The organism is Pseudomonas sp. Y39-6, from assembly GCF_023651955.1.
Taxonomy (GTDB): Bacteria; Pseudomonadota; Gammaproteobacteria; order Pseudomonadales; family Pseudomonadaceae; genus Aquipseudomonas; species Aquipseudomonas veronii.
Genome location: NZ_CP069594.1, coordinates 4,453,331 through 4,477,620, shown reverse-complemented (window position 1 = coordinate 4,477,620; position 24,290 = coordinate 4,453,331). Strand labels below are relative to the sequence as shown.

The 24,290-nt window shown below is 63.3% G+C and carries 21 protein-coding genes; 4 read left to right on the top strand and 17 right to left on the bottom strand.

Annotated features, from left to right (window positions below; translation table 11 throughout):
* Window positions 1–156: 156 nt before the first annotated feature.
* The 5 genes from JN756_RS20155 to JN756_RS20135 all read right to left on the bottom strand — a co-directional run bounded on the left by JN756_RS20155 (window position 157) and on the right by JN756_RS20135 (window position 7,338).
* Window positions 157–924 (bottom strand): FadR/GntR family transcriptional regulator, encoded by a 768-nt coding sequence (locus JN756_RS20155; RefSeq protein WP_046382795.1) that lies wholly within the window; start codon window positions 922–924, stop codon window positions 157–159.
* Between the two features lie 107 nt (window positions 925–1,031).
* Window positions 1,032–2,651, bottom strand: a complete 1,620-nt coding sequence (locus JN756_RS20150; RefSeq protein ID WP_108525015.1) for an alpha/beta fold hydrolase — start codon at window positions 2,649–2,651, stop codon at window positions 1,032–1,034.
* A 136-nt stretch (window positions 2,652–2,787) separates the two neighbouring features.
* Window positions 2,788–4,203 carry an efflux transporter outer membrane subunit gene (locus JN756_RS20145; RefSeq protein ID WP_126589062.1) on the bottom strand — a complete coding sequence of 472 codons (1,416 nt, stop codon included), beginning with the start codon at window positions 4,201–4,203 and terminating at the stop codon, window positions 2,788–2,790.
* A complete protein-coding gene (locus JN756_RS20140) occupies window positions 4,196–6,166 on the bottom strand; it encodes a MacB family efflux pump subunit (protein WP_201021212.1) in 1,971 nt (656 codons plus the stop codon). The genes JN756_RS20145 and JN756_RS20140 overlap by 8 nt, the downstream gene beginning before the upstream one ends.
* Window positions 6,163–7,338, bottom strand: a complete 1,176-nt coding sequence (locus tag JN756_RS20135; protein WP_057005604.1) for an efflux RND transporter periplasmic adaptor subunit — start codon at window positions 7,336–7,338, stop codon at window positions 6,163–6,165. Before JN756_RS20135 ends, JN756_RS20140 begins: the two co-directional genes overlap by 4 nt.
* Window positions 7,339–7,594: 256 nt before the next feature.
* Between JN756_RS20135 and JN756_RS20130 the strand changes: the two genes are divergently transcribed.
* Window positions 7,595–8,077 carry a sigma-70 family RNA polymerase sigma factor gene (locus JN756_RS20130; protein WP_017847509.1) on the top strand — a complete coding sequence of 161 codons (483 nt, stop codon included), beginning with the start codon at window positions 7,595–7,597 and terminating at the stop codon, window positions 8,075–8,077.
* Between the two features lie 119 nt (window positions 8,078–8,196).
* Window positions 8,197–9,534 carry a lysine N(6)-hydroxylase/L-ornithine N(5)-oxygenase family protein gene (locus tag JN756_RS20125; protein WP_128192401.1) on the top strand — a complete coding sequence of 446 codons (1,338 nt, stop codon included), beginning with the start codon at window positions 8,197–8,199 and terminating at the stop codon, window positions 9,532–9,534.
* A 702-nt stretch (window positions 9,535–10,236) separates the two neighbouring features.
* On the opposite strand, the gene JN756_RS20120 is transcribed toward JN756_RS20125, so the two are convergent.
* The 7 genes from JN756_RS20120 to ctlX form a co-directional block, all read right to left on the bottom strand.
* Window positions 10,237–10,734, bottom strand: a complete 498-nt coding sequence (locus tag JN756_RS20120; protein WP_029296543.1) for an Lrp/AsnC family transcriptional regulator — start codon at window positions 10,732–10,734, stop codon at window positions 10,237–10,239.
* A 5-nt stretch (window positions 10,735–10,739) separates the two neighbouring features.
* Complete coding sequence (locus JN756_RS20115; protein ID WP_201021211.1) at window positions 10,740–11,579, bottom strand: ABC transporter ATP-binding protein; 840 nt, start codon at window positions 11,577–11,579, stop codon at window positions 10,740–10,742.
* Between the two features lie 3 nt (window positions 11,580–11,582).
* Window positions 11,583–12,296: an ABC transporter permease gene (locus JN756_RS20110; protein ID WP_046382798.1), complete on the bottom strand. Its 714-nt coding sequence runs from the start codon at window positions 12,294–12,296 to the stop codon at window positions 11,583–11,585.
* Entirely contained in the window at window positions 12,293–12,994 is a 702-nt protein-coding gene (locus tag JN756_RS20105; protein ID WP_057005601.1) for an ABC transporter permease, read from the bottom strand. Before JN756_RS20105 ends, JN756_RS20110 begins: the two co-directional genes overlap by 4 nt.
* A 106-nt stretch (window positions 12,995–13,100) precedes the next feature.
* Window positions 13,101–13,880, bottom strand: coding sequence for an ABC transporter substrate-binding protein (locus JN756_RS20100; protein WP_201021210.1), 780 nt, complete (start codon window positions 13,878–13,880; stop codon window positions 13,101–13,103).
* Between the two features lie 254 nt (window positions 13,881–14,134).
* Window positions 14,135–15,181, bottom strand: coding sequence for an ornithine cyclodeaminase (gene ocd, locus JN756_RS20095; RefSeq protein ID WP_169866027.1), 1,047 nt, complete (start codon window positions 15,179–15,181; stop codon window positions 14,135–14,137).
* Window positions 15,182–15,197: 16 nt separating this feature from the next.
* Window positions 15,198–16,124, bottom strand: coding sequence for a citrulline utilization hydrolase CtlX (ctlX, locus tag JN756_RS20090; protein WP_201021209.1), 927 nt, complete (start codon window positions 16,122–16,124; stop codon window positions 15,198–15,200).
* A gap of 250 nt (window positions 16,125–16,374) precedes the next feature.
* On the opposite strand from ctlX, the gene JN756_RS20085 reads away from it, so the two are divergent.
* Window positions 16,375–17,268, top strand: a complete 894-nt coding sequence (locus JN756_RS20085; RefSeq protein WP_017847504.1) for a GNAT family acetyltransferase — start codon at window positions 16,375–16,377, stop codon at window positions 17,266–17,268.
* A gap of 129 nt (window positions 17,269–17,397) precedes the next feature.
* Here the strand turns inward: JN756_RS20085 and JN756_RS20080 are convergent, their stop codons facing one another.
* The 5 genes from JN756_RS20080 to JN756_RS20060 form a co-directional block, all read right to left on the bottom strand.
* Window positions 17,398–18,417: a branched-chain amino acid aminotransferase gene (locus tag JN756_RS20080; protein WP_017847503.1), complete on the bottom strand. Its 1,020-nt coding sequence runs from the start codon at window positions 18,415–18,417 to the stop codon at window positions 17,398–17,400.
* Between the two features lie 205 nt (window positions 18,418–18,622).
* Window positions 18,623–20,002, bottom strand: coding sequence for a dihydrolipoyl dehydrogenase (lpdA, locus tag JN756_RS20075; RefSeq protein WP_177029507.1), 1,380 nt, complete (start codon window positions 20,000–20,002; stop codon window positions 18,623–18,625).
* A gap of 4 nt (window positions 20,003–20,006) precedes the next feature.
* Complete coding sequence (locus JN756_RS20070) at window positions 20,007–21,275, bottom strand: dihydrolipoamide acetyltransferase family protein (protein ID WP_017847501.1); 1,269 nt, start codon at window positions 21,273–21,275, stop codon at window positions 20,007–20,009.
* Window positions 21,276–22,334, bottom strand: a complete 1,059-nt coding sequence (locus JN756_RS20065; protein ID WP_017847500.1) for an alpha-ketoacid dehydrogenase subunit beta — start codon at window positions 22,332–22,334, stop codon at window positions 21,276–21,278.
* A gap of 1 nt (window position 22,335) precedes the next feature.
* Window positions 22,336–23,571: a 3-methyl-2-oxobutanoate dehydrogenase (2-methylpropanoyl-transferring) subunit alpha gene (locus JN756_RS20060; protein WP_057005599.1), complete on the bottom strand. Its 1,236-nt coding sequence runs from the start codon at window positions 23,569–23,571 to the stop codon at window positions 22,336–22,338.
* Window positions 23,572–23,766: 195 nt separating this feature from the next.
* On the opposite strand from JN756_RS20060, the gene JN756_RS20055 reads away from it, so the two are divergent.
* On the top strand, window positions 23,767–24,249 hold the full coding sequence (locus JN756_RS20055) for an Lrp/AsnC family transcriptional regulator (protein ID WP_017847498.1): 483 nt from the start codon (window positions 23,767–23,769) through the stop codon (window positions 24,247–24,249).
* The last annotated feature ends 41 nt before the right edge of the window (window positions 24,250–24,290 follow it).

Genomic DNA, 24,290 nt, shown 5'->3' with positions numbered 1-24,290 from the left:
GGGTAACGCAGTGTGCGGGTTGGAATGCAGTCAACTGTGGGAGGGGCGGTGCGACGATTTGACTTGCTCCCGATAGCGGTGTGTCAGTCGATATAACGGTGACTGTGCCGACCTCATCGGGAGCAAGCTCCCTCCCACATTGGAGCTGGGGTGTTCTTAAGAGTGATCGAACTCCAGTAGAAAATGCGGGCTGACCTGGCCTTCGAGCGCGGTCATATGGTGTTCGGCGTCGCACATGTGTTCATGCATCAGGCTGCGCACCGCGCTTTCATCGCCGGCGCGAAAGGCGCTCAACAGTTGCTTGTGATAGTCGAGGTTGGCCGCGTCGAACTGCTTGCGCTTGGGCTTGTAGGCTTTTTTCAGCACCACCAGGTCGCGCAGCAGGTCGTTGAGAAATTGCGCCGTAAAGCTCAGCAGCGGGTTGGGGCAGGCCTTGGCGAGCAGGTTGTGGAACTCCAGTTCCGCCAGGCGTTGTTCGCGCTGGCCGGCCTCGCTGTCTTCCGGCGCGCTGCAAAAATCCACGTTGGCCTGCAGGGCCTGGTAGTCGTCTTCGCTCAGGCGCCCGAGCACCGACACCGCCAGTTCCACTTCGATGACCTTGCGCAACTGGTACACCTGCTCGCCATCCAGGTGCTGGAAGTGCAGGTAGTTGCGCAGTGCGCGGCTGGCCGGTTCGGTGCCGGCCTGGTTCAGGTAGGCTCCGCCACTCGGGCCGGTGCGCGTGCTGACCAGGCCTTCGACTTCCAGGGCCTTGAGCGCTTCGCGGGCCGAGCCCTTGGAGCACTGGAAGCTTTCCATCAGCTCGCGCTCGGTGGGCAGGCGGTCGCCGGGCTTCAAGGCGTCGGTGACGATGGAGCGCTTGACCGACTCGACAATCACGTCGGACAGCTTCTGGCGTTTGCGTCGTAGCGGGCGAGTGAGCATGGGGTCTATTTATCGTATTAATGCGGATAAATAGTACTTAATAACGATTGGGCCGTAGCGTCAACGCAGGGTGTCGTTTCTGGTGTGGAAAGGTCGCAAACGGAGACTCATTGCACAGTGGCATCCGTACACACCGTCGAGCGCGGCGGTTTGTTCCCATGCATCAGATAATCGCCCACCCACTGGTTCACACAGGCACTCACGCCGCTGAACGAAACCCCGTGGGCATAGGCGTTCTTCAGTTGTACGCGGCTCGCCGGGAAGGTGCGCTCGAAGGCCCAGGCGGCGCCGGTGGACGGGGTTTGGTCGTCGAATTCGGCCTGGACCATCAGCAGACTGTCGAGCCGGGCGAGTTCCTTGTACGGCAAGCCCCGGCTGTGTTGTTGCGGCCAGGTGGTGCATTGACGCGCCTCGAGGGCGCTGCCGGCGACCGGGTACTTGGCGAGTGATTCGGTTTCTTTCTGCTGCCAGAGGTCTTCGTTGGAGTAGGTCGAGTCATTGCACAGGATCGCGGTTTTGACCGAGTCGGCGGCCGACATGCGCAACGGCCCGGGCTTGGGCACGTTGGCCTGCAAGGGTTCGCGCACGCGCTGCAGCAGCAGGCTGAACATCGACTTGGCGCGCTCTTCGATCACCGGGTCGGGGCTGAAGCGGTGCGCGCGGGCACGCGTTTCCAGCGCCAGGTCGTCGCCGTCGGGAGTGTCCCGCAGCCAGCGACTGAGCACGTGGGCGCCCATCAGGCCGGCGGGGTCGCTGTAGAAACGGTTGCTGGAACGCAGCGCGGTACGCACGCTGGGCAGCAGTTCCATGAACACACGGCGCACGGCGGCCGGCGTGTCGCCCAGCTGATACACCCCAGGGTCGAGGGCGGCGGCCTGGGCCACGAAGCGCTCGAAAATCTTCTCCTTTTCGCTGGCGACGATCACGCTGGCGTGCTCGAACGTTGAGGTCCAGTTGATGTTCGAGTCGAGCACCATGCGCCCCACGTTCGCCGGAAACAGGCCGCCGTACCAGGCGCCGAGCCAGGTGCCGTAGGCGTTGCCCAGGTAGTTGAACTGCAACTCGCCCAATTGCTTGCGCACAAATTCCAGGTCGCGGGCGGTTTGCTCGGTGGTGATGTAAGGCGTCAGCGGGTGGCTGGCGCAGGCTTGGGCGATCAACCGCGCATTCTGGCGCGCGGCGGCGAGGTTGGCCGCGCTGCGGTCTTCGCTGACGTCCGCTTGCGGCACGATCCGCGCGTCGGAGCGGCATTCCAGGCGTGAGCCCGGCAGCCGGCCCAGGCCCCGCGGGGTGACTTCGATCACATCATAGGTATCGGCCAACTGGCGGTAAGTGTCGCCCCAGTCGGGTTGTCGGGCGTAGTGCTTCCAGACGGTGGCCAGGTGTACGGCGAAGGCGCCGCCGGCGTCGAGCCCGGGGCCACCCGGGTTGGCGAATATCGCGCCTTGGCGTGACAGCGGCAGTTTGGCGCCGACACGGGTGATGTCGAAGCTGATGCGACCACGCTCTGGCGCCCCATGGTCCAGGGGCGCGGTGACGATGCCGCATTGGGTGCGTTCGATGACTTCCGGGTCCAGGCGTTCGAGCGCCGGCTGCGGGCAGTCCAGGAACCATTCGATGCCGAACGGCGAGCGCGGCGTTTCAGCGTAAGCGCCGGTGGGCGCCAGGGCTGCGACCAGCACCAGGCAACGGTAGGTGATTGCGCTTGCAGCTGGAAGGGGTTTCATCAGCGATCCTGGCCTGTCGTGTGAGAAAAAGAAGCCACTGTTGTGGCTGCTCATTCGGGACGACTTTTTTACCAAGGACCGTGGGGGGAAAAATGTAGGAGGACAAAACGGCGAGTGTACGAAATGCGACTTTCGTTTATCGGATGTCGGATTCCCAGCCGCCGCCCAAAGCTTTGTACAAGGCGATACTGGCTTGCAGGCGCGACAAGCGCAGTTGCACATTCAGGTCCTGGGCCGTGTACAGGGTGCGCTGGCTGTCCAGCACGCTCAGCCAGTCTTCGGCGCCCGCCTGGTAGCGGCTTTCGGCGATGCGCAAGGCGTTCTGCGCCGCCTGCAGCTCTTGCGTTTGCCATTGGCGCTGCTGGTCCAGGCGTGTGATGTTGCTGAGGGCTTTTTCCACATCGGCGAAACCGTTGATGATCGCCCCGCGATAGGTCTGCAGCAACTCGTCCTGGCGCGCGCGGGCCTTGTCCCGTTCGGCGGTTAAACGGCCGTTGTTGAAGATCGGTGCGACCAGGCCGCCCGTCAGCGTGTAATACGGGCTGCGCAGGATCTCCACGGCTTTGCCGGCGTCGGAGCCGAAGGTCGCGCCGAGCGTCACCGCAGGCAGCATGGCCGCGCGGGCGACGCGAACATCTGCTTGCGCCGCCGCCAGTTCGGCCTCGGCCTTGGCCAGGTCGGGGCGCCGGCTCAGCAGTTGGCTGGGCACGCCCGAGCCGATGCGCGGCCAGGTGAGGGCCTGGAAGGGCTCGGTGCCCAGGTCCAACGCCTGGACCGGCTGGCCGAGGAGGGCGGCGAGGGTGATCCGCGACTCTTGCGCCAGTTGTTGAATCAGCGGCAATTGCCGTTGCTGGCTGGCGACCAGGCTTTGCTGCTGGGCCAGTTCCAGGGCCGTGGCGGAACCGGCGTCGTAGCGGGTCTGCACCAGTTCCAGCACATTGCGTGCATTCGCCAGGTTCAACTCGGCGATCTGCTCGCGCTGGCGTGCGGCGAGGGTTTGCGCGTAGCGGTCGGCGACGTTGCTGAGCAGGGTCAGTTCCACGGTAGCCTGGTCCGACGCGCTGGCCCGCAGGCTATGCAGGGCGCTGTCTCGCGCGGCCGTGCGGCCGCCCCAGAAATCCACTTCATAACTGGCGCTGAGGTTGGCGCCGAAGCTGTTGACCGTGTCATTGCTTTGCGTCGCGTCCAGGTCCGGCCCGCCCTGGCCGCGCAGTAACTTCTGATGGCTGGTGGACAGGTTGAACTTCACTTCCGGCAACAGCGGTGCGCCGGCGATCACTGCCGTGGCTTGGGCCTGGCGCACCCGTGCGACGGCGGCCGCCACGTCAAAACTGTCACGGCGCGCCTGTTCGATCAGGCGGTTCAGTTGCGGGCTGCCGAATTGCGTCCACCAGCGCTGGTTGTTGAGTTGGGCGGCGTCACGCTCGGCGTACTGCCAGGCGGTCGGTGCTGCCACGCCGCTGTCGACGGCGGGCAGGCTGGCGGCGCAGGCATTGAGCAGCAGGCACAGGCCGAGTACGCACACAGGGGGGGCGGGGGATCGTTTATTCACTGGTCAACGCCTTAACCGGATCGAGCCGGGCAGCTTTACGGGCCGGCATAAAGCCGAATACGACGCCAGTGACCAGTGCGCAGCCAAACGCGCCGAGCACCGCCACCAGGGAAAACTGCACCGCGACCTTGGCCAGCATCAGCACGCCGCCGACCAGCAGCGCCAGGCCGATACCGCACAGGCCGCCAACCACCGAGAGCATCAGCGCCTCGGTCAGGAACTGGCGCAGGATGTCGCGCTGGCGCGCGCCGGTGGCCATGCGGATACCGATTTCGCGGGTGCGTTCGCGCACGGTCATCAACATGATGTTCATCACCCCGATGCCGCCCACCAGCAGCGAAATCGCGGCGATCGAACCGAGCATCAGCGACAGCGTGTTTTGCGTGTGCGCCTCGGCCTGGATCATTGCCGCGTTGTTGGTCAGTTGGTAGTCACGCTTGCCGTTATGCAGGCGCAGCATCAGTTGGTCGATGGCTTGTTCGGCTTCCCGTACCTTGCGCGCATCGGCGGCGGCAATCACCACGTATTCGGGGTTGTACGTGCCGAACAGGCGCACGCTGGCGGCGGAGTAGGGAATGGCCACGCGGTCGTCGCTGTCTTTATTGCCGGAGCTGGAGCCCTTTTCCGCGAGCACGCCGATCACCTGGAAAGGCACGTTTTCGATGAGGATGTATTGGCCGATCGGGCTGACCTGCTTGAACAGTTTCTCGCGGATGCGGTGGCCGATCACCGCGACCGTGGCACCGGCGCGCTCGTCGGCTTCGGTGAAGTAACTGCCCTCGACCACCGGCCAGTTGAAGATCTGCGGAAAGTTGACGTCGTTGCCGCCCACATAGGCCAGGTAATCCAGGTTGCCGTAGCGGATGCCGGCGTCGCTGCCGTTGACCGGCATGATCCGCTTGATCTGCGGCAGCGTCGCCAATGCCGCGACATCGTTGAGGGTCACGATGCCCAGCGGCGTGCGCGGGTTGGGCGAGGAGCCGCTGAGGTAGAGGATGTTGGAACCGAATGCGCCCATCTGTGCCATGACCTGGCGCTTACTGCCTTCGCCCACCGCCAGCATCACCACCACCGAGGCCACGCCGATGATGATCCCGAGCAGGGTCAGGGCGGTGCGGAAGCGGTTGATCCACATCACGCGCCAGGCGGCCTGCACGGCGTCGAGCAGTTCGGCCTTCCACGCGCCGTTGTGCTCGGCGCCTTCGGCCAGGCGCTGGCGCAGGTCGACGGCTTGCAGCGCCGCGCTGTCGGCGCTGGCCGGGCGGTGGCGGGTGCTGTCGGCCGAGTCGCTGATGATCAGGCCGTCGCGAATTTCGATGATGCGGTTGGCCCGCGCCGCCACGTCGCGGTCGTGGGTGATCAGGATCACCACGTGGCCCTGGCTGGCCAGTTCGTCGAGCAGGCGCATTACCTCGGCGCCGCTGTGGCTGTCGAGGGCGCCGGTGGGCTCGTCGGCGAGGATGATATGCCCCCCGTTCATCAGCGCGCGGGCGATGGAGACCCGTTGCTGCTGGCCGCCGGACAGTTGATGCGGACGGTTGCCGGTGCGGTCGGCCAGGCCCAGGCGCGTGAGCAGGGCCCTGGCGCGGGCGTGGCGTTCGGCGGCGCTGATGCCGGCGTAGATCGCCGGCATTTCGACGTTTTCCTGGGCCGACGCCGACGGGATCAAGTGGTAGCCCTGGAACACAAAGCCGAAGGCTTCGCGGCGCAGCCAAGCCAGTGCGTCGCTGTCCAGGTGCGCGACGTTTTCGCCGGCGAACAGGTAGTCGCCGGCGGTGGGGCGGTCGAGGCAGCCGAGGATGTTCATCAGTGTGGATTTGCCGGAACCCGAGGCGCCGACGATGGCGACGAATTCCCCGGCATGGATCGACAGGTCGACGCCGCGCAATACGTCGACCTGCGGGCTGTCGCCGCCGCCGTAGGATTTGCGGATGTGCTTGAGTTCGATCAGGGGCGTGCTCAATTCAACCCCCCGCTGCCGTCGCCCGGCCCGATCAGCAGGTGATCGCCTTCGCTGAGGCCTTCCAACACTTCGACGCGCAGGCGGTCGCTGATGCCCAGACGCACGACGCGCTCTTCGATGCGGCCGTTTTCCGCGACCACGCGGGCGGTCTGCCGGTCGGCGCTGGTGCTGTCTTGCAGGGCGGCGACCGGCGCGGTGAGCGCATCCTTGACCTGGCCGGCGACGAAAAACACTTGGGTGGTCATTTCGGCCATCAAGGCGTTGTCGCTGTTGTCCACGTCCAGCAGCACGGTGTACAGCACCACGCGGCCGCTGCCGCTCTTGTTCGAACTGCTGGGGCTGCCGCTGCCCTGGGTTTCGTTCAGCGGCTTGGGCGGGATCGGCAGGATCTGCCGCACGCTGCTGGTCCAGCGGCGGTTGCCGCCGCTGAGGGTGGTGAAATAGGCGGTCATACCGGGTTTGACGTGGCCGATATCGGCTTCCGAGACCTCGGCCCACACGGTCATCGGTGACAACTTGGCGATGCGCAGGATCAGCGGCGTTTGCTGCTGGGCATTGAGGGTCTGGCCGACCCGTGCGTCCACCGCCACCACGGTGCCGGTCATCGGCGCATAGATGCGCGTATAGCCCAATTCCGCCTCGTCCCTGCGCAGGCTGGCCTGGGCCTGGAGAATCTGCGCCTGGAACATGTCGACCCGCGCCTGGGTGGCGCTCAGTTCGGACTTGGCGGTTTGCACGTCCTCTTCGCGGGTCGCGTTGCCGGCGGCCAGGCGCTGCTGGCGCTGGTACTTCTGGCGCGCCAGTGCGTGCTGGGCTTTCTGCTCCTGCAATTGGGCCTTGAGGTTTTCGATGGCGTAGCGGCTGGCGTCGAGCTTGGCTTTTTGCGTCGAGGGGTCGATCTCTACCAGCAACTGGCCTTCCTGCACCTGATCGCCGGCTTCGACATGGATCTTGCGGATCTGCCCGGACGCCTGGGCGCCCACATCCACATAGCGTCGCGGTTGCAGGGTGCCCAGGGCGGTGACGCTGTTTTCAATGTTGCCGCGGGTCACGGTAACGGTGACCAGGCTGTCGCGCCCCGGCGGCTGCAATTGCCAGGCGGCGATGCCGATAACAGGGATCAGGCACGCCACAACCAGCAGGGCGTGTCGGGCAGGTCGAGGGCGTTTCATGGGTTGGTTCCAGCCAGGAAAGTTCGGACCGCAGTTGCGGGGGGGCTGACAGTTAAACGAGAGCATGGCCCGAAGATTTAGGCTGTTTCACAAGTAGTTACAGTGCTGGCGAGTAAAAAAATTGCCCGCTGAAGCAAGTCTTCTTTAAAAGTAGATGAGAATTACTATAAATTGCACTTACCCAAACTGCCATCACTCATGGGCTGTCTTTTTAAGCATTCAAGGACCTAATACCGCCGTCAGGTGGTCGGGAGTCATGTTGGAAAACTACTATCGCGAGCTGGTGTGTTTCCTCAACGCCAAGCTGGGCAACCGCCAGGTGGCCGAAGATGTGGTGCATGACGCTTATGTGCGGGTGCTGGAACGCGCCAGTGACACCCCCATCGACCAGCCCCGCGCCTTTTTGTACCGTACCGCGCTGAACCTGGTGATCGACGGCCATCGACGCAACGCCTTGCGTCAGGTCGAGCCGTTGGAGGTGCTGGACGCCGAAGAGCGCTTCGCCAACGCTTCGCCCCACGCCACCCACGATCACACTCAGCGCTTGCAGATGCTCGAACGCGCCTTGGCCGAGTTGCCGGCGGTCTGCCGCGACAGCTTCCTGCTGCGCAAGCTCGACGGCCTGTCCCACGCGCAGATTGCCGAGCGCCTGGGGATTTCCCGCAGCCTGGTGGAAAAACACATTGTCAATGCGATGAAGCACTGCCGGGTGCGGATGCGCGAGTGGGACGCACCCTGAGCGTCGAGTGGTTAAATTTTAATTCATTGTCCTCGTTTCCTATCAACACATGACCTGTTGTGCAGGTCGTGAAGGTATTCCCGCCCCACCGCCAAGGGGCTTATCCAGAGGACACTGGAATGACACAGGCAATTGCTTCGCCCGCGGTTCACGACTTGATCGGTATCGGTTTCGGCCCTTCGAACCTGGCGCTGGCCATCGCCCTGCAGGAGCGCGAAAAGGCCCAGGGCAAACTGGACGTGCTGTTTCTCGACAAGCAGGCCGACTACCGTTGGCACGGCAATACCCTGGTGACCCAGAGCGAACTGCAGATTTCGTTCCTCAAGGACTTGGTGACGCTGCGCAACCCCACCAGCCCGTATTCCTTCGTCAACTACCTGAAAGCCCACAACCGTCTGGTCGATTTCATCAACCTCGGCACGTTCTATCCGTGCCGCATGGAGTTCAACGACTACCTGCGCTGGGTCGCCGGGCAGTTCCAGGCCCAGAGCCGCTACGGCGAGGAAGTGCTGGCCATCGAACCGATCCTGCATCAGCAGCAGGTTGAAGCACTGCGCGTGATTTCCCGCGATGCGTTGGGTGAACAGCATGTCCGCACCACCCGTTCGGTGGTGGTCAGCGCTGGCGGCACGCCGCGCGTGCCCGACGTGTTCAAGGCGTTCAGGGATGACCCCCGCGTGTTCCACCATTCCCAGTACCTGGCGCGCATGGCCCAGCAGCCTTGCGTGCAGGGCAAGGCGATGCGTATCGCGGTGATCGGCGGCGGCCAGAGCGCGGCCGAAGCGTTCATCGATTTGAACGACGGCTTCCCGGCGGTACAAGTCGATATGATCCTCCGCGGCTCGGCGCTGAAACCGGCGGATGACAGCCCGTTCGTCAACGAAGTGTTTTCGCCGGCCTTTACCGACCTGGTGTTCCAGCAGGTCGGCGCCGAGCGTGAGCGGCTGATCGCCGAGTACCAGAACACCAACTATTCGGTGGTTGACCTGGAGTTGATCGAGCGCATCTATGGCATCTTCTATCGCCAGAAAGTCTCCGGCACCGCGCGCCAGGCCTTCCGCACCATGACCGTAGTCGAGAACGTCAGCGCCGGTCCGTTGGGCATCGAGTTGACCCTGCGCAATAACGCCAACGGCGAAACCAGCGTCAGCCATTACGACGCGGTGATCCTGGCCACCGGCTACGAGCGCCAGATGCACCGCGAGTTGCTGGCGCCGCTGCAGGCCTATATGAGCGACTTCGAAGTCAGCCGCGACTACCGCATCGTGACGGATGAGCGGTGCAAGGCCGGCATCTACATCCAGGGTTTCAGCCAGGCCAGCCATGGGTTGAGCGATACCTTGCTGTCGGTGCTGCCGATCCGGGCGGATGAGATTGCCGCATCGTTGTACGCGCATGATCGCCACCGTGGGCAGGGGCGTTCGGTGCAGGATTTGCTGCTTGCTACGGCGAGCTGATGAACGCTTGTAGCGACTTTTGGAGGCATCTGCCGTACCGGGGTAGAAAATGTGGGAGGGGGCTTGCCCCCGATGGCGGTGTATCAGTCAACTAATTTGTAGCTGACAGATTGCAATCGGGGGCAAGCCCCCTCCCACACTCTTGACCGCGTTCGGTTTCCAGGATGTGGTCGGCTATAAGGCCGCGGCCAAGAGCAGAATGAGCTTTATCTGATCCACGGAGATCCAAATGTGGGAGGGGGCTTGCCCGCGATGGCGGTGTATCAGTCAACTAATTTGTAGCTGACAGATTGCAATCGGGGGCAAGCCCCCTCCCACACTCTCGACCGCGTTCGGCTTCCAGGATGTGGTCGGCTAATAAGGCCGCGGCCAAGAGCAGAATGAGCCCTATCTGATCTACGGAGATCCAAATGTGGGAGGGGGCTTGCCCGCGATGGCGGTGTATCAGTCAACTAATTTGTAGCTGACAGATTGCAATCGGGGGCAAGCCCCCTCCCACACTCTTGACCGCGTTCGGCTTCCAGGATGTGGTCGGCTATAAGGCCGCGGCCAAGAGCAGAATGAGCCCTATCTGATCCACGGAGATCCAAATGTGGGAGGGGGCTTGCCCCCGATGGCGGTGTATCAGTCAACTAATTTGTAGCTGACAGATTGCAATCGGGGGCAAGCCCCCTCCCACATTTGATCTTCGGTGTCTGGGGGTCAGGCCAGTTCGGTGGCGGTGTTTTTGACTACCGCGAGTTCGGGGTGGGCCACCAATTTGTCGATGTGCAACTCATCGTTGTTCAACCAGGTCTCCGTCAGCACTCGGTAATGTTCCATATCCCGGCAACGCATGCGCAGGCTGTAGTCGAACGGCCCGCTGATCAACTGGCATTCGAACACCTGCGGGCAGGCTTTGACGCAGGCTTCGAAGGCCTTTTGCGCCGAGCGCCCGCTCTGGTTGGACAAGGCCACCAGCACCAGCAGCGACAGCCCCGGTGAGACCATCTGCACGTCGATGATCGCCCCGTACCCGCGGATCACCCCGCGCCGTTCGAGCTTGCGCACCCGTTCCAGGCAGGGCCTGGGGGTCAGATGCACCAGCGACGAGAGCTTCTCGTAGGTGATACGCCCCTGATGCCGCAGCACGTCGATGATCGCCTCATCGATGCGATCCAGCGCAGGGGAGGAATGGGGTCCGTTGGCCTTGGTATCCATGGGTTTCACTTCAAGCGGTTGGAAAGAAATTGCTGCAAGCGTTCGCTGTTGGGATGGTCGAGAATTTCGGCACCGCCTTGTTCTTCGACGCGGCCCTGGTGCAAAAACAGCACTTGGCTGGACACCTGGCGGGCAAAGCCCATTTCGTGGGTGACCATCAACATGGTACGACCTTCCTCAGCCAACGTCTGTATGACTTTGAGGACTTCTCCTACAAGCTCAGGGTCCAAGGCGGAGGTCGGTTCGTCGAACAGAATGATTTCCGGTTCCATCGCCAAGGCGCGGGCGATGGCGACGCGCTGCTGCTGGCCGCCGGACAGAAACGCCGGGTATTGATCCGCCACCCGGCCCGGCAAGCCGACCTTGTCCAGGTACAGCCGCGCACGTCGTTCCGCCTCGGCCGCATTCACGCCCAACACCCGGCGCGGGGCCATGGTGATGTTTTCCAGTACGGTCATGTGGCTCCACAGGTTGAAATGCTGGAACACCATGGCCAGGCGTGTGCGCAGGTTCTGCAGTTGCGCCTGGTGCGGTGCGCGGGTGCCGGCGCGGCCCTGGCGCATTTCGATGCTGATGCCGTCCAGGGTGATGACCCCGGCGTCCGGCTGTTCGAGAAAGTTGATGCAGCGCAGCATCGTGCTTTTGCCCGAGCCGCTGGCGCCGATCAGGCTGATCACATCGCCGTTGCGTGCGTTGAGGGAAACGCCCTTGAGCACTTCATGTTCGCCGTAGCGTTTGTGGATGCCTTCGACTTGCAGTTTGACCGCCGCCGTCGCCGCCTTGGCGATAGGGGCTGCGGGTGTCTCGACGGGATAAGTGGCCAGGGCCTGCGCGGACTGATTCATGGGTTAGCCTCGGGTAGGAACAAGAAAACGCATCCAGCGACGTTCGGCCAGTCGAAACAGGCCCACCAGTGCAAAGGACAGCAGCATGTAGAGCAGCGCGGCGATACCGAAGGCCTGGAACGTCAGGAACGTCTCGGCATTCGCATCGCGGGCCACCTTGAGGATGTCGGCGACGGTGGCGGTAAACGCCAGCGACGTGGCGTGCAGCATCAGGATCATTTCATTGCTGTAGGCCGGCAACGCACGGCGCAGCGCGGCGGGCACCACCACAAACAGGTTCAGTCGCCAGCCGTGCAGGCCATAGGCGCGTGCCGCTTCGATTTCGCCATGGGGAATGTTGCGGATCGCCCCGGCGAAGATTTCCACGGTGTAGGCACAGGTGTTGAGGACGAACGCCAGCAGCGTGCAGTTCAACGCGTTGCGGAAGAACTGGTTGAGCAGGGCGTTGTCCTGCACCACCTCCAGGCTGTACAGCCCGGTGTAGCAAATCAACAGTTGGATATACAGCGGCGTGCCGCGAAACAGGTAGGTGTACACCTCCACCGGCCAGCGCAGCCAGGCGTGTTCCGAGACGCGGGCGATCGCCAGGGGGATCGACAGGAAAAACCCGAACAGCACCGAGATGATGAACAACCACAGGGTCATCGCCACCCCGGACACACCCGCGCCGTCGCTGTACAGGTAGGCCAGGCCGTATTGCTGGAACAGTTCGATCATCGCGCCATCCCCTTGATGCCGAGGTTGTAGCGCCGTTCGAGGCGCTTGAAGATGCGGTTGGAGAGGGTGGTGATCACCAGGTACACCAGGCCCGCGAGGATCAGGAAGTACAGCGGCTCGTTGGTGGTCTTGCCGGCGTTCTGTGCGGCTTTGACCAGGTCGGACAGGCCGATGATCGACACCAGCGCCGTGGACTTGAGCAACACCAGCCAGTTATTGCCCAGCCCCGGCAGGGCGAAGCGCATCAACTGCGGGAACAGCACCAGGCGAAAGCGCTGCCAGCGGCTCAGGCCATAGGCGGTCGCGGCTTCCAGTTGACCGGCCGGCACGCTGAGGATCGCGCCGCGAAAGTTTTCGGTGAAATAGGCGCCGTAGATAAACCCCAGGGTGACCACCCCGGCGGTAAACGGGTCGATTTCAAAGTAGTTCCAGCCGAAGGCTTCGGTCAGGTCGTTCAGCCACAGTTGCAGGCTGTAGAAAATCAGCAGGATCAGCACCAGGTCCGGCACGCTGCGAATCAGCGTGGTGTAGAGCGTGGCCGGCACCCGCAGCAGTTTGACGCTGGAGAGTTTGGCGCCAGCGGCGATCAGGCCCAGGCCAAGGCTCAGGGCCAGTGCGAGGAACGCCAGCTTGACCGTCATCCAGGCGCCCTGGGCGAGCATCGGGCCGTAGCCCTGCAGGTTGAGGAATTCGTTCATGGGGAGATCTCTAAAGGGCGCAGACAGACCCCTGGGGGAGCGGGCTTTTGGGGGAGGGGGATTGCCCCCTCCCACACAAGTCTTCTCTCACAGGGGCGGTGTTGGCTTACTCGTTGTAGATGTCTTGATCGCCGAAATACTTCTTCTGGATCTGGGCGTAAGTGCCATCGGCCTGGACGGCGGCGATGCCCTTGTTGATCAGCGCGCGCAGTTCCTGGTCGTTCTTGCGCAGGCCCATGGCGATGTCCAGGGGCAGCGTCGGGTCCTTGAAGGCCGGGCCGGTCTTGAAGTCGGCGCCTTCGGGCTTGGACAGGAAGTTGAGCTGGGCTTCGAGTTTGTCGGTCAGGGTGGCGTCGAGGCGGCCGTTTTGCAGGTCGGCGTAGTTCTGGTCCTGGGACTGGTACGCCTTGATCTGGGCGCCGAGCTTGGCCAGGTGCGCGCGGGCGTAGGCTTCCTGCAACGAGCCCTGCAGCACGCCGACTTGTTTACCCTTGAGGGATTCCGGCGTGTCGCCGAAGTCGGCGTTCTTGCGGGTGATCACCGAGGTGGGGCTGAGGAACAGGCGGTCGGTGAAGTCGATCTGTTTTTCCCGCGCCGGGGTCACGGCCATGGAGGACATGATCGCGTCGAACTTGCGCGCGCGCAGGGCGGGGATCATGCCGTCGAATTCGTTATGCACCCAGGTGCATTTGACTTCGAGCTTGGCGCAGATCGCGTTGCCCAGCTCGATATCGAAGCCTTGCAGGCTGCCATCGGCGGCGACGGACTCGAAGGGTGGGTATTCGGGGAATACGCCGAAGCGGATTTCGTTCCAGTCTTGGGCGTGGGCGGCGCTGGCGCACAGCGGCAATAGCAACGCAGCGAACAATGAGCGGAGTGGCGTCATGTGGAGTCCCTATATTTTGTAATTGATGTCAGGGCAGTCAAAGGAGCAGCGCGCATTCATTTGCTGACTCTTCGGTCGCGCTCAGAATGCTTCAAGGTGGTGCGTTTTTTGTGTCGTTTACCCCGTGCTCAAAGCGCGAATTGCGCTGTTAAAACAGGCAATGCAGCGGAATCGGCTGCGGCACCCGCTGAATCGGCTTTTGATCGTTGCGGTTCTGGCCTGCCCTCGGCGCAAAGCGGCAGGCCAGAGCGGTTTCAGGCGCGCTTTTTGTGCTGTACGCGCGGAGGTTGGGCCAGGCGTGCGAACAGGTCTTTCGGGTCGGCCAGGTCGGGCACCAGTTCCAGTTCGCTGCCGACGTCCAGCGCCTTGGCCACGTCCAGCACGTAGCGCAGCGCCGAATAGTCTTCGATGGCAAAACCCACCGAGTCGAACAGGGTGACCTGGCGCGCATTCTCGCGGCCGGGCGCCTGGCCGTTGATCACTTGCCACAGTTCGGTGACCGGCGAATCGGCCGGCATGTGCTGGATTTCACCTTCGATGCGGCTCTGCGGTTCGTATTCGACGATCACCCGCGCACGCTCGACGATGCGTCGGTCGAGTTCGGTCTTGCCCGGGCAATCGCCGCCCACGGCGTTGAGGTGCATGCCGGGTTCGATCATCTCGTCGGTGAGGATGGTCGCGTAGGCTTTGTCGGCGGTGACGGTGGTGACGATGTCCACGCCTTTCACCGCTTCGGCCACGCTGGCGGCCAGGATCACCTTGATTGCCGGGAACGCCTTGAGGTTGGCCGCCAGCTTGGCGGTGGCCCTGGCGTCGATGTCGAACAGGCGGATTTCATTGATGCCCAGCAGGGTGTGGAAGGCCAGGGCCTGGAATTCGCTTTGCGAACCGTTGCCGATCAGCGCCATGCTGCGGCTGTTGTCCCGGGCCAGGTAGCGTGCGACCAGGGCCGAGGTGGCGGCGGTGCGAATCGCGGTGGTCAGGGTCATTTCCGCCAGCAGCAGCGGTCGGCCGGTGTCCACATCGCCCAAGGCGCCGAAGGCCATCACGGTGAGCATGCCGGCCTGGGTGTTTTTCGGGTGGCCGTTGACGTATTTGAAGGCATACAGCGACGCGTCGGACACCGGCATCAGTTCGATCACGCCCTCCGGCGAGTGGTTGGCCAGGCGCGCACATTTCTCGAAGTCCTGCCAGCGCAGGTAGTCGGCGCGGATGTACTCGGCCATCTCGGTGATGCAGGTTTGCAGGCCTTTTTGCGAGACCAGGTAGCTGAGGTCGTTGACGTCGATATAGCGGGTCATGGAGTGGCTCCTGTAGTTATTGGAAGGTGGCGCGGGCGGGCAGATGCACCTCCGCGAGCATGCAGCGGGCACTGCCGCCGCCGATGCGTTCGATGTTGTCGATGTTCACCACCACCGGCCGCGTGTGGCGTTCCACATGCCGGCGCTGCGTGGGTTGCAGGGCGTTCCAGGCGCTGGCGGACATCACCAGCAGCGGCTGGCCGTCGCGGTCGTGGACTTCGAGCATGTTGCCGGCGAAGGCTTCCAACTGGTCGAAATCGAGGGCGAGGATGTCCTTGCCGGTGTCGCGCAGGGAATGCTCCAGGGCCTGGCGCTCTTCGGCGTCCGGCAGGGCTTGCAGGCACACCACCGAGAGGTTGCGGCCAACGCTCATCATCACGTTGCTGTGGTAGATCGGCGCGTGGTGGCGGTCGACGGCGTGGAACACGCAGAGCTGGTAGTCGAGGCGTTCGGCGAACTGGCGCAGGGCGTCGTGGTGGGTGCGCCCGGAGTGGCAGGCGTAGCTGATCCGGTGCTGGCGGTCGAGCACCATGCTGCCGGTACCTTCGAGGAAGATGTTCTGTTCTTCGAGATGGCTGAGGTCAATGGTGTCCTTGATTGCAAAACGCTGTTCGAGGACGTGCAGCACGCCCTTGTTGCGCTCCAATCGGCGGTTCTGGCCTTCCATCGGGTAGAGCACCAGGCTGCCGTCGGCATGGCTGCTCCACCAGTTGTTGGGGAAGATCGAGTCGGGGGTGTGCGGTGCCGGGGTGTCCTGCACGACCAGGACTTCGACGCCATGCCGGCGCAGGGTGTCGACATAGCCGTCGAACTCTTCCAGCGCTTTGTGCTGTGCGTCGAGCGGGTCGAGGGGCTGGCGTTGGAAACGGTTGTTGATCGCGGTGTCCGGGTTGAAGGCAAAGCGCGCCGGGCGAATCATCAAGACGGTGTTGGTGGTTTGCATGGGGGCACGAATCCATGGGTTGAGCAGTGGAGCTATTTTGTGCGGGTTGACGGAGGAATCCCGGCTGAAACCGAGGCGGCGCTCAGCCGGGAAAGCTGAAAAGTGGGGTGTGGCAGCCGAATCGGCTGTGCGGGCTGGAATGCGATCAAGCGGTGGCGGATAGGTTGGCTGACGGAGCGCTATCGCAGGCAAGCCAGCTCCCACATTAGTATGGAGGTGGTTGTGGTATCCGAGTCAGGAAGGAGAGTGCATGTCTATCGCCGTTCGTATTGCCCAGGCCGCCGATGCAGATGGGATCAGCCGGGTCATCCTCGCCGCCTTGCACAGCAGCAATGCGCGTGACTATCCGGCGGATGTGATCGCCCGGGTGGCGGGCAACTTCACACCCGATGCGGTGCTCGAACTGCTCCGGCGTCGGTCGGTGCTGGTGGCGGTTCAGGACGAAGTGATCGTCGCCACCGCTTCCCTTGACGGTAATGTGGTGCGCTCGGTGTTCGTCAACCCGGCGCTGCAAGGGCAGGGCATCGGTCGGCTGCTGATGATCGAAATCGAATTGCGCGCCCGTGAGGCCGGGGTGACGGTGTTGAACGTGCCGTCTTCGCTGAGCGCCGAGTCGTTCTATACCAAACTGGGCTTTCACACCGTGCGCGACGTCTACCATGGCAACGAGCGCACGTTGGTGATGGAGAAAGCGCTGTCGTCGCGTCACCCTATCGGCGTCTACCGCGACCGTCTGCACCGGGCGCAGGTGGTTACGTTGTGGCAGGACGCTTTTGGTTATGACACCGCGCACAACCTGCCGACCCTGGCGATCGATAAGAAGCTGGCGGTCAATGACGGGCTGTTCTTTGTGGCGACGGATAAGAACGTCGTGATCGGTACTGTTCTGGCGGGGTACGACGGGCATCGTGGTTGGTTGTATTCGGTGGCGGTGCGCGCCGACTATCGCCGGCAAGGGCTGGGTGCGTCGCTGGTGCGGCATGCGGAGCAGGCCTTGAGCGCCTTGGGGTGTATGAAGATCAACCTGCAGATCACCGGCGGTAATGACACGGTGGTGGGGTTCTACGAGGCGTTGGGGTACGGGGTGGAGCCGAGGATCAGCATGGGCAAGAAGATGGTGGAAAATATTCCGACTCAATCCTGAGAATGATCGCAGTTCAAATGTGGGAGGGGGCAAGCCCCCGATGACGGTGGGTCAGTCGATACCTCCAGTGACTGACACTCCGCTATCGGGGGCAAGCCCCCTCCTACAGGGTTTTGCGGTGTGGCGGGGTTAGACCTTGACGATCCAGCCTTCTGGCGCTTCGACGTCGCCAGATTGCACGCCGGTCAGCTCTTTATAGAGCTTCTGGGTGATCGGGCCGACTTCGGTCTCGCTGTAGAACACGTGCAGTTTGCCCTGGTACTCGATACCGCCGATCGGCGAAATCACGGCAGCCGTCCCGCAGGCACCGGCTTCCTGGAAGATATCCAGTTGGTCGATGAACACTTCGCCTTCGACCACTTCCAGGCCCAGGCGGGTCTTGGCCAGTTCGATCAGCGACATGCGGGTGATGCCTGGCAGTACCGAAGGCGACTTCGGCGTGATGAACTTGTTGTCTCGGGTGATCCCGAAGAAGTTGGCCGAACCGACTTCCTCGATCTTCGAGTGCGTGGCCGGGTCCAGGTAGATGCTGTCGGCGAAGCCGGCTTTTTTCGCTTCGGAACCTGGCAGCAGGCTGGCGGCGTAGTTGCCACCGACCTTGGCGGCGCCGGTACCGTGTGGCGCGGCGCGGTCGTAGCCGGAGATCTGGAAGTTGTGCGGCACCAGGCCGCCCTTGAAGTAGGCGCCGACCGGGATCGCGAACACCGAGAAGATGAACTCCGGCGCGGTACGCACGCCGATGTTGTCACCGGTGCCGATCACGAACGGGCGCAGGTACAGCGCGCCGCCGCTGCCATACGGCGGGATGAACCGCTCGTTGGCACGAACCACTTGCTTGCAGGCGTCGATGAAGGCTTCGGTCGGCACTTGCGGCATCAACAGGCGACCGCAACTGCGCTGCATGCGCGCGGCGTTCTGGTCCGGGCGGAACAGGTTGATCGAGCCGTCCTTGCAGCGATAGGCCTTGAGGCCTTCAAAGCACTGTTGGCCGTAGTGCAGGGCGGTGGAGCCCTCGCTGATGTGCAGCACGTTGTCTTCGGTCAGGGTGCCCGCTTGCCACTCGCCGTTTTTCCAGGTCTGGATAAACCGCTTGTCGGTCTTGATGTAGTCAAAACCCAGCTTGTCCCAATTGATGCTTTCGTTACCCATGACACCCTCTATCTCTGGTCAAGTCGGTTTTTTTCTGAATGAGCGCAACAATACTGCATTCTTGCTTCATGTGGGAGCGGGCTTTTGTGGGAGGGGGCTTGCCCCCGATAGCGGTGGGCCAGTCAACGCATGTGCCGACTGGCGCGCCCTCATCGGGGGCAAGCCCCCTCCCACAAAAGCCTGCTTCCACGGGGGGTTGCGTTTTTTACAGGTGGAGGGCGTGGCCCAGCGCTCGCAGGGCGGCTTCCTGGACGGCTTCGCCGAGGGTCGGGTGGGCGTGGATGGTGCCGGCCACGTCTTCCAGGCGCGCGCCCATTTCCAGGCTCAGCCCAAAGGCGGTGGACAGCTCGGACACGCCGACGCCAACCGCCTGCCAGCCGACAATCAGATGATTGTCACGCCGCGCCACCACCCGCACGAAGCCGCTTTTCGACTCCAGGGTCATGGCCCGGCCATTGGCCGCGAACGGGAAGCTCGACACGATGCAGTCCAGCCCCGCCGCCTTGGCCTCGTCGGGCGACTTGCCGACCACCACCAACTCCGGGTCGGTAAAGCACACGGCCGGGATCGCCGCCGGGTTGAATTCGCGGTGTTGACCGCTGATCAGTTCGGCGACCATTTCGCCCTGGGCCATGGCCCGGTGCGCGAGCATCGGCTCGCCGCTGAGGTCGCCGATGGCCCACACATTGCGCATGCTGGTCTGGCAGCGGTGGTCGATCCTGACCGCCGCGCCGTGCATCTCCAGGTCCAGCGCTTCGAGGTTCCAGCCCCGGGTGTTGGGGGTGCGACCGACGGCGACCAGCACCTGATCGGTCTCCAGCGACACGGTGTCGCCCTTCGGGTCGCGCACTTGCAGGCGGTTGTGCTCAAAGCCGGTGACGCTGTGCTTGAGGTACAGCTTCACACCCAATTGCTTGAGCGACTCGGCCACCGGCTGGGTCAGCTCGGCGTCGTAGGCCGGCAGGATACGCTCCTGCGCTTCGACCACGCTGACTTCGGCGCCCAGCTTGCGGTAGGCAATCCCCAGTTCCAGGCCGATATAACCGCCACCCACCACAATCAGGCGCTTGGGCACGCGGGTCGGCGCCAGGGCTTCGGTGGACGAGATGATCGGCCCGCCGATCGGCAGCATCGGCAGGTTGACGCTTTTCGAGCCGGTGGCCAGCAGCAGGTGTTCGCACTGGATACGCTGGCCGTCGACGTCGACGGTCTTGCCGTCCACCACCTGGGCCCACCCGTGGATGACCTGCACCTTGTGTTTCTTCAGCAGCGCGGCAACCCCGCTGGTCAGGCGGTCGACGATGGCGTCTTTCCAAGCCACGCTTTTGCGGATGTCCAGGGTCGGCACATCCACTTCGATGCCCAGTTGGGAGCCCTGGCTGTGGTGTACGGTCTGCTGGAACTGTTCGGCCACGTGGATCAAGGCCTTGGACGGGATGCAGCCGATATTCAGGCAGGTGCCGCCCAGCGCCTGGCCTTCCACGAGGATGGTCGGGATGCCCAGCTGGCCGGCGCGGATCGCCGCCACATAACCGCCAGGGCCGCCGCCAATGATCAGCAGGGTGGTGTGCAATGTCTGAGTCATGCCCTTACTCCAGGAACAGGCTGGCGGGTTGTTCGAGCAGGCCGCGAATGGCCTGGATGAATTGCGCCGCGTCCATGCCGTCGACCACGCGGTGATCGAACGAGCTGGAGAGGTTCATCATCTTGCGGATCACGATCTGGCCCTTGATCACCATCGGCCGCTCGACGATGCGGTTGACGCCGACGATGGCCACTTCCGGCAGGTTCAGCACCGGCGTGCTGACGATGCCGCCCAAGGCGCCGAGGCTGGTCAGGGTGATGGTCGACCCCGACAGTTCGTCGCGGTTGGCCTTGCCAGTGCGCGCGGCGTTGGCCAAACGCGCGATTTCCTCGGCATTGCCCCACAGGCTGCGCGCTTCGGCGTGGCGCACCACCGGCACCATCAGGCCCACATCGCTCTGGGTGGCGACGCCCACATGCACCGCGCCGAGGCGGGTGATGACCTGGGCTTCGTCGTCGTAACGCGCATTGATCTGTGGGAAATCGCGCAACGCCACGACCATGGCGCGCACGATGAACGGTAGCAGCGTCAGCTTGCCGCGTGTCGCGCCGTGTTTTTCATTGAGGTGTACGCGCAGTTCGTCGAGGGCGGTGACGTCGATCTCTTCCACATAGCTGAAATGCGCGGCGCGCCGGGTGGCGTCCTGCATGCGCTGGGCGATTTTGCGGCGCATGCCGATCACCGGGATCTGTTCTTCGTCGTTGCGTTCGGCGTAGGGGTTGGCGGCCGTAGTTTTTTTCGCCGGACTCTGGAGCAAGTAAGCGTCCAAATCTTCGTGCAGAATCCGGCCCGCCGGACCGGACCCCTGCACCAGGCGCAGGGGAATGCCTGCATCCAGCGCATGCTTGCGCACGGCGGGGGAGGCCAGCGGACGCTCGTTGGCATCGCGGGCCACGGGGGCCTGGGGCGCGACGGACGGTTTGAGTGCCAGTGTGCTTTCTACCGCTGGGGCCGGCTTGCTTTGCGCTACCGGCGCAGGCGCCGCCTTGGCCGGTTCAGCCGTCATCGGCACGTCTTTGGTATTGCCCGCGCCTTCCACTTCGATGCTGATCAGCACACTGCCCACGGCCATGACTTCACCCGGCTCGCCGCCGAGGGCAAGTACCTTGCCGTGGACCGGCGAGGGAATGTCCACCATCGCCTTGTCGGTCATCACATCCGCCAGCACCTGGTCTTCGACGACCAGGTCGCCGACCTTCACATGCCAGGCCGAGAGTTCAACTTCTGCGATGCCTTCGCCAATGTCCGGCATCTTGATAACGTGCGTGCCCATTCAGACCTCCATGACCCGTTTCAACGCCGCGCCCACACGGGACGGCCCTGGGAAATACGCCCATTCCTGCGCGTGCGGGTAGGGGGTGTCCCAACCGGTGACGCGTTCGATCGGCGCTTCCAGGTGGTGGAAGCAATGTTCCTGCACCAGCGCCACCAGCTCGGCGCCAAAGCCGCAGGTGCGGGTGGCTTCATGCACCACCACGCAACGGCCGGTCTTTTTCACCGAGTTGACGATGGTTTCCAGGTCCAGCGGCCACAGGCTGCGCAGGTCGATGACCTCGGCGTCGATACCGGTTTCTTCGGCGGCGACTTGCGACACGTACACGGTGGTGCCGTAGGTCAGCACGGTGACGGCCGAACCCGGACGCACGATCGCGGCCACGTCCAGCGGCACGCTGTAGTAACCGTCCGGCACTTGCGCCTGCGGGTGTTTCGACCACGGCGTTACCGGGCGGTCGTGGTGGCCGTCGAACGGGCCGTTGTACAGGCGCTTGGGCTCGAGGAAGATCACCGGGTCGTCGTTTTCGATCGAGGCGATCAACAGGCCCTTGGCGTCATAGGGGTTGGACGGCATCACCGTGCGCAGGCCGCAGACCTGGGTGAACACCGCTTCGATACTCTGGCTGTGGGTCTGGCCGCCGTAGATGCCGCCGCCGCAGGGCATGCGCAGGGTCAACGGCGCGGTGAACTGGCCGGCCGAGCGATAACGCAGGCGCGCCGCTTCGGAGATGATCTGGTCGCTGGCTGGGTAGACGTAGTCGGCGAACTGGATTTCCGCCACCGGGCGCAGGCCGTAGGCGCCCATGCCCACCGCCACGCCGACGATGCCGCTTTCGGAGATCGGCGCGTCAAACACCCGCGAACTGCCGTACTTGTTCTGCAAGCCTTCGGTGCAACGGAATACGCCGCCGAAATAGCCAACGTCCTGGCCGAACACCACCACGTTGTCGTCACGCTCAAGCATCACGTCCATGGCCGAGCGCAGGGCCTGGATCATGGTCATGGTGGTGGTGGTCATGGCGGTTTCCAATTCGATGCTGTTGTTGTGATCGTTCATGTCAGACCCCCAACTCTTGACGCTGGCGCTTCAAGTGCTCCGGCATCTCTTTGTAGACGTCTTCGAACATGGTCGCGGCGCTTGGAATCTGGCCGCCGGCGAGGGTGCCGTACTGTTCGGCTGCTTTCTGCGCCTTGACCACTTCGGCCTCCAGTTCGGCACTGACCGTCGCGTGTTCCTCTTCGGACCACTGGCCGATCTTGATCAGGTGCTGCTTGAGGCGCGCAATCGGGTCGCCCAGGGGGAAGTGGCTCCAGTCGTCGGCGGGGCGGTACTTGGACGGATCATCCGACGTGGAGTGCGGGCCGGCGCGGTAGGTGACCCATTCGATCAGGGTCGGGCCGAGGTTGCGGCGCGCGCGTTCGGCGGCCCAGGCGGAAGCGGCGTACACCGCGATGAAGTCGTTGCCGTCCACGCGCAGGGAGGCGATGCCGCACCCGACGCCGCGTCCGGCGAAGGTAGTGGCTTCACCGCCGGCGATGGCCTGGAAGGTGGAGATGGCCCACTGGTTGTTGACCACGTTGAGAATCACCGGCGCGCGGTAGACGTGGGCGAAGGTGAGGGCGGTGTGGAAGTCCGATTCGGCAGTGGCGCCGTCGCCGATCCAGGCCGAGGCGATCTTGGTATCGCCCTTGATCGCCGAGGCCATGCCCCAGCCCACGGCTTGTACGAATTGGGTGGCAAGGTTGCCGGAAATGGTGAAGAAGCCGGCGTCTTTCACCGAATACATGATCGGCAGTTGCCGGCCCTTGAGCGGGTCGTGCTCGTTGGACAGCAGTTGGCAGATCAGGTCCACCAGCGGCACGTCGCGGGCCATCAGGATGCTTTGCTGGCGATAGGTGGGGAAGCACATGTCGTCGATGTTCAGGGCCAGGGCCTGGGCGCTGCCGATGGCTTCTTCGCCGAGGCTCTGCATGTAGAACGACATTTTCTTCTGACGCTGGGCGACCACCATGCGGTTGTCGAAGATGCGCGTCTTGAGCATGGCGCGCATGCCCCGGCGCAGGATCTCGACAGGCACGTCTTCAGCCCACGGACCGAGGGCCTGGCCCTGGTCGTCGAGCACGCGGATCAGGCCCTTGGCCAAATCGGCGGTGTCGGCGGGTTCTACGTCGATGCTGGGTTTGCGCACCAGGCCGGCGTCGGTCAGACGCAGGTAGGTAAAGTCAGTCTTGCAGCCTGGGCGGCCCGAGGGTTCGGGAACGTGCAGGCGCAGTGGTGCATACGGCTGGTTCATGGCTTTCTACGCTCGATCTTGTGAATTTCTTGTAGTGGGCGCGCTAGCTGACCGTCATCCTCCGGGTAGGAGAAATCTTGTCCTACAACAATCATAGGCGGGGCGTAGAAGAATATTTATCTGTGTTTCGTTGCGCTCGGGCTCATTTGCGGATAAAAAAACTGCATAAACATAATAAACAGGTGATTTTGTCTCATGCGCAAACTGGACCGTACCGATATCGGCATTCTCAACGCCCTGCAGGAGAATGCGCGCATCACCAACGCCGACCTCGCCCGCTCGGTCAACCTGTCGCCCACGCCGTGTTTCAATCGGGTCAAGGCGATGGAGGAACTGGGCCTGATTCGCGACCAGGTAACCTTGCTCGATGCCGACCTGCTGGGGCTGCACGTCAACGTGTTTATCCATGTCAGCCTGGAAAAGCAGAACGAACTGGCCTTGCAGCAATTCGAAGGGGCGATTTCCGACCGGCCCGAGGTGATGGAGTGCTACTTGATGGCCGGCGACCCGGACTATTTGATCCGTGTGTTGGTGCCGACGATCCAGTCGCTGGAGCGTTTCATGATGGACTTTCTGACCAAAGTGCCAGGTGTTGCCAATATCCGCTCCAGCTTCGCTCTTAAACAAGTGCGCTATAAGACCGCGTTGCCACTGCCGCCGGATGGATTGATGGTCTGAGACAAGGTTCGCGGCGCAACGCAACGCAACTCATGCATTGC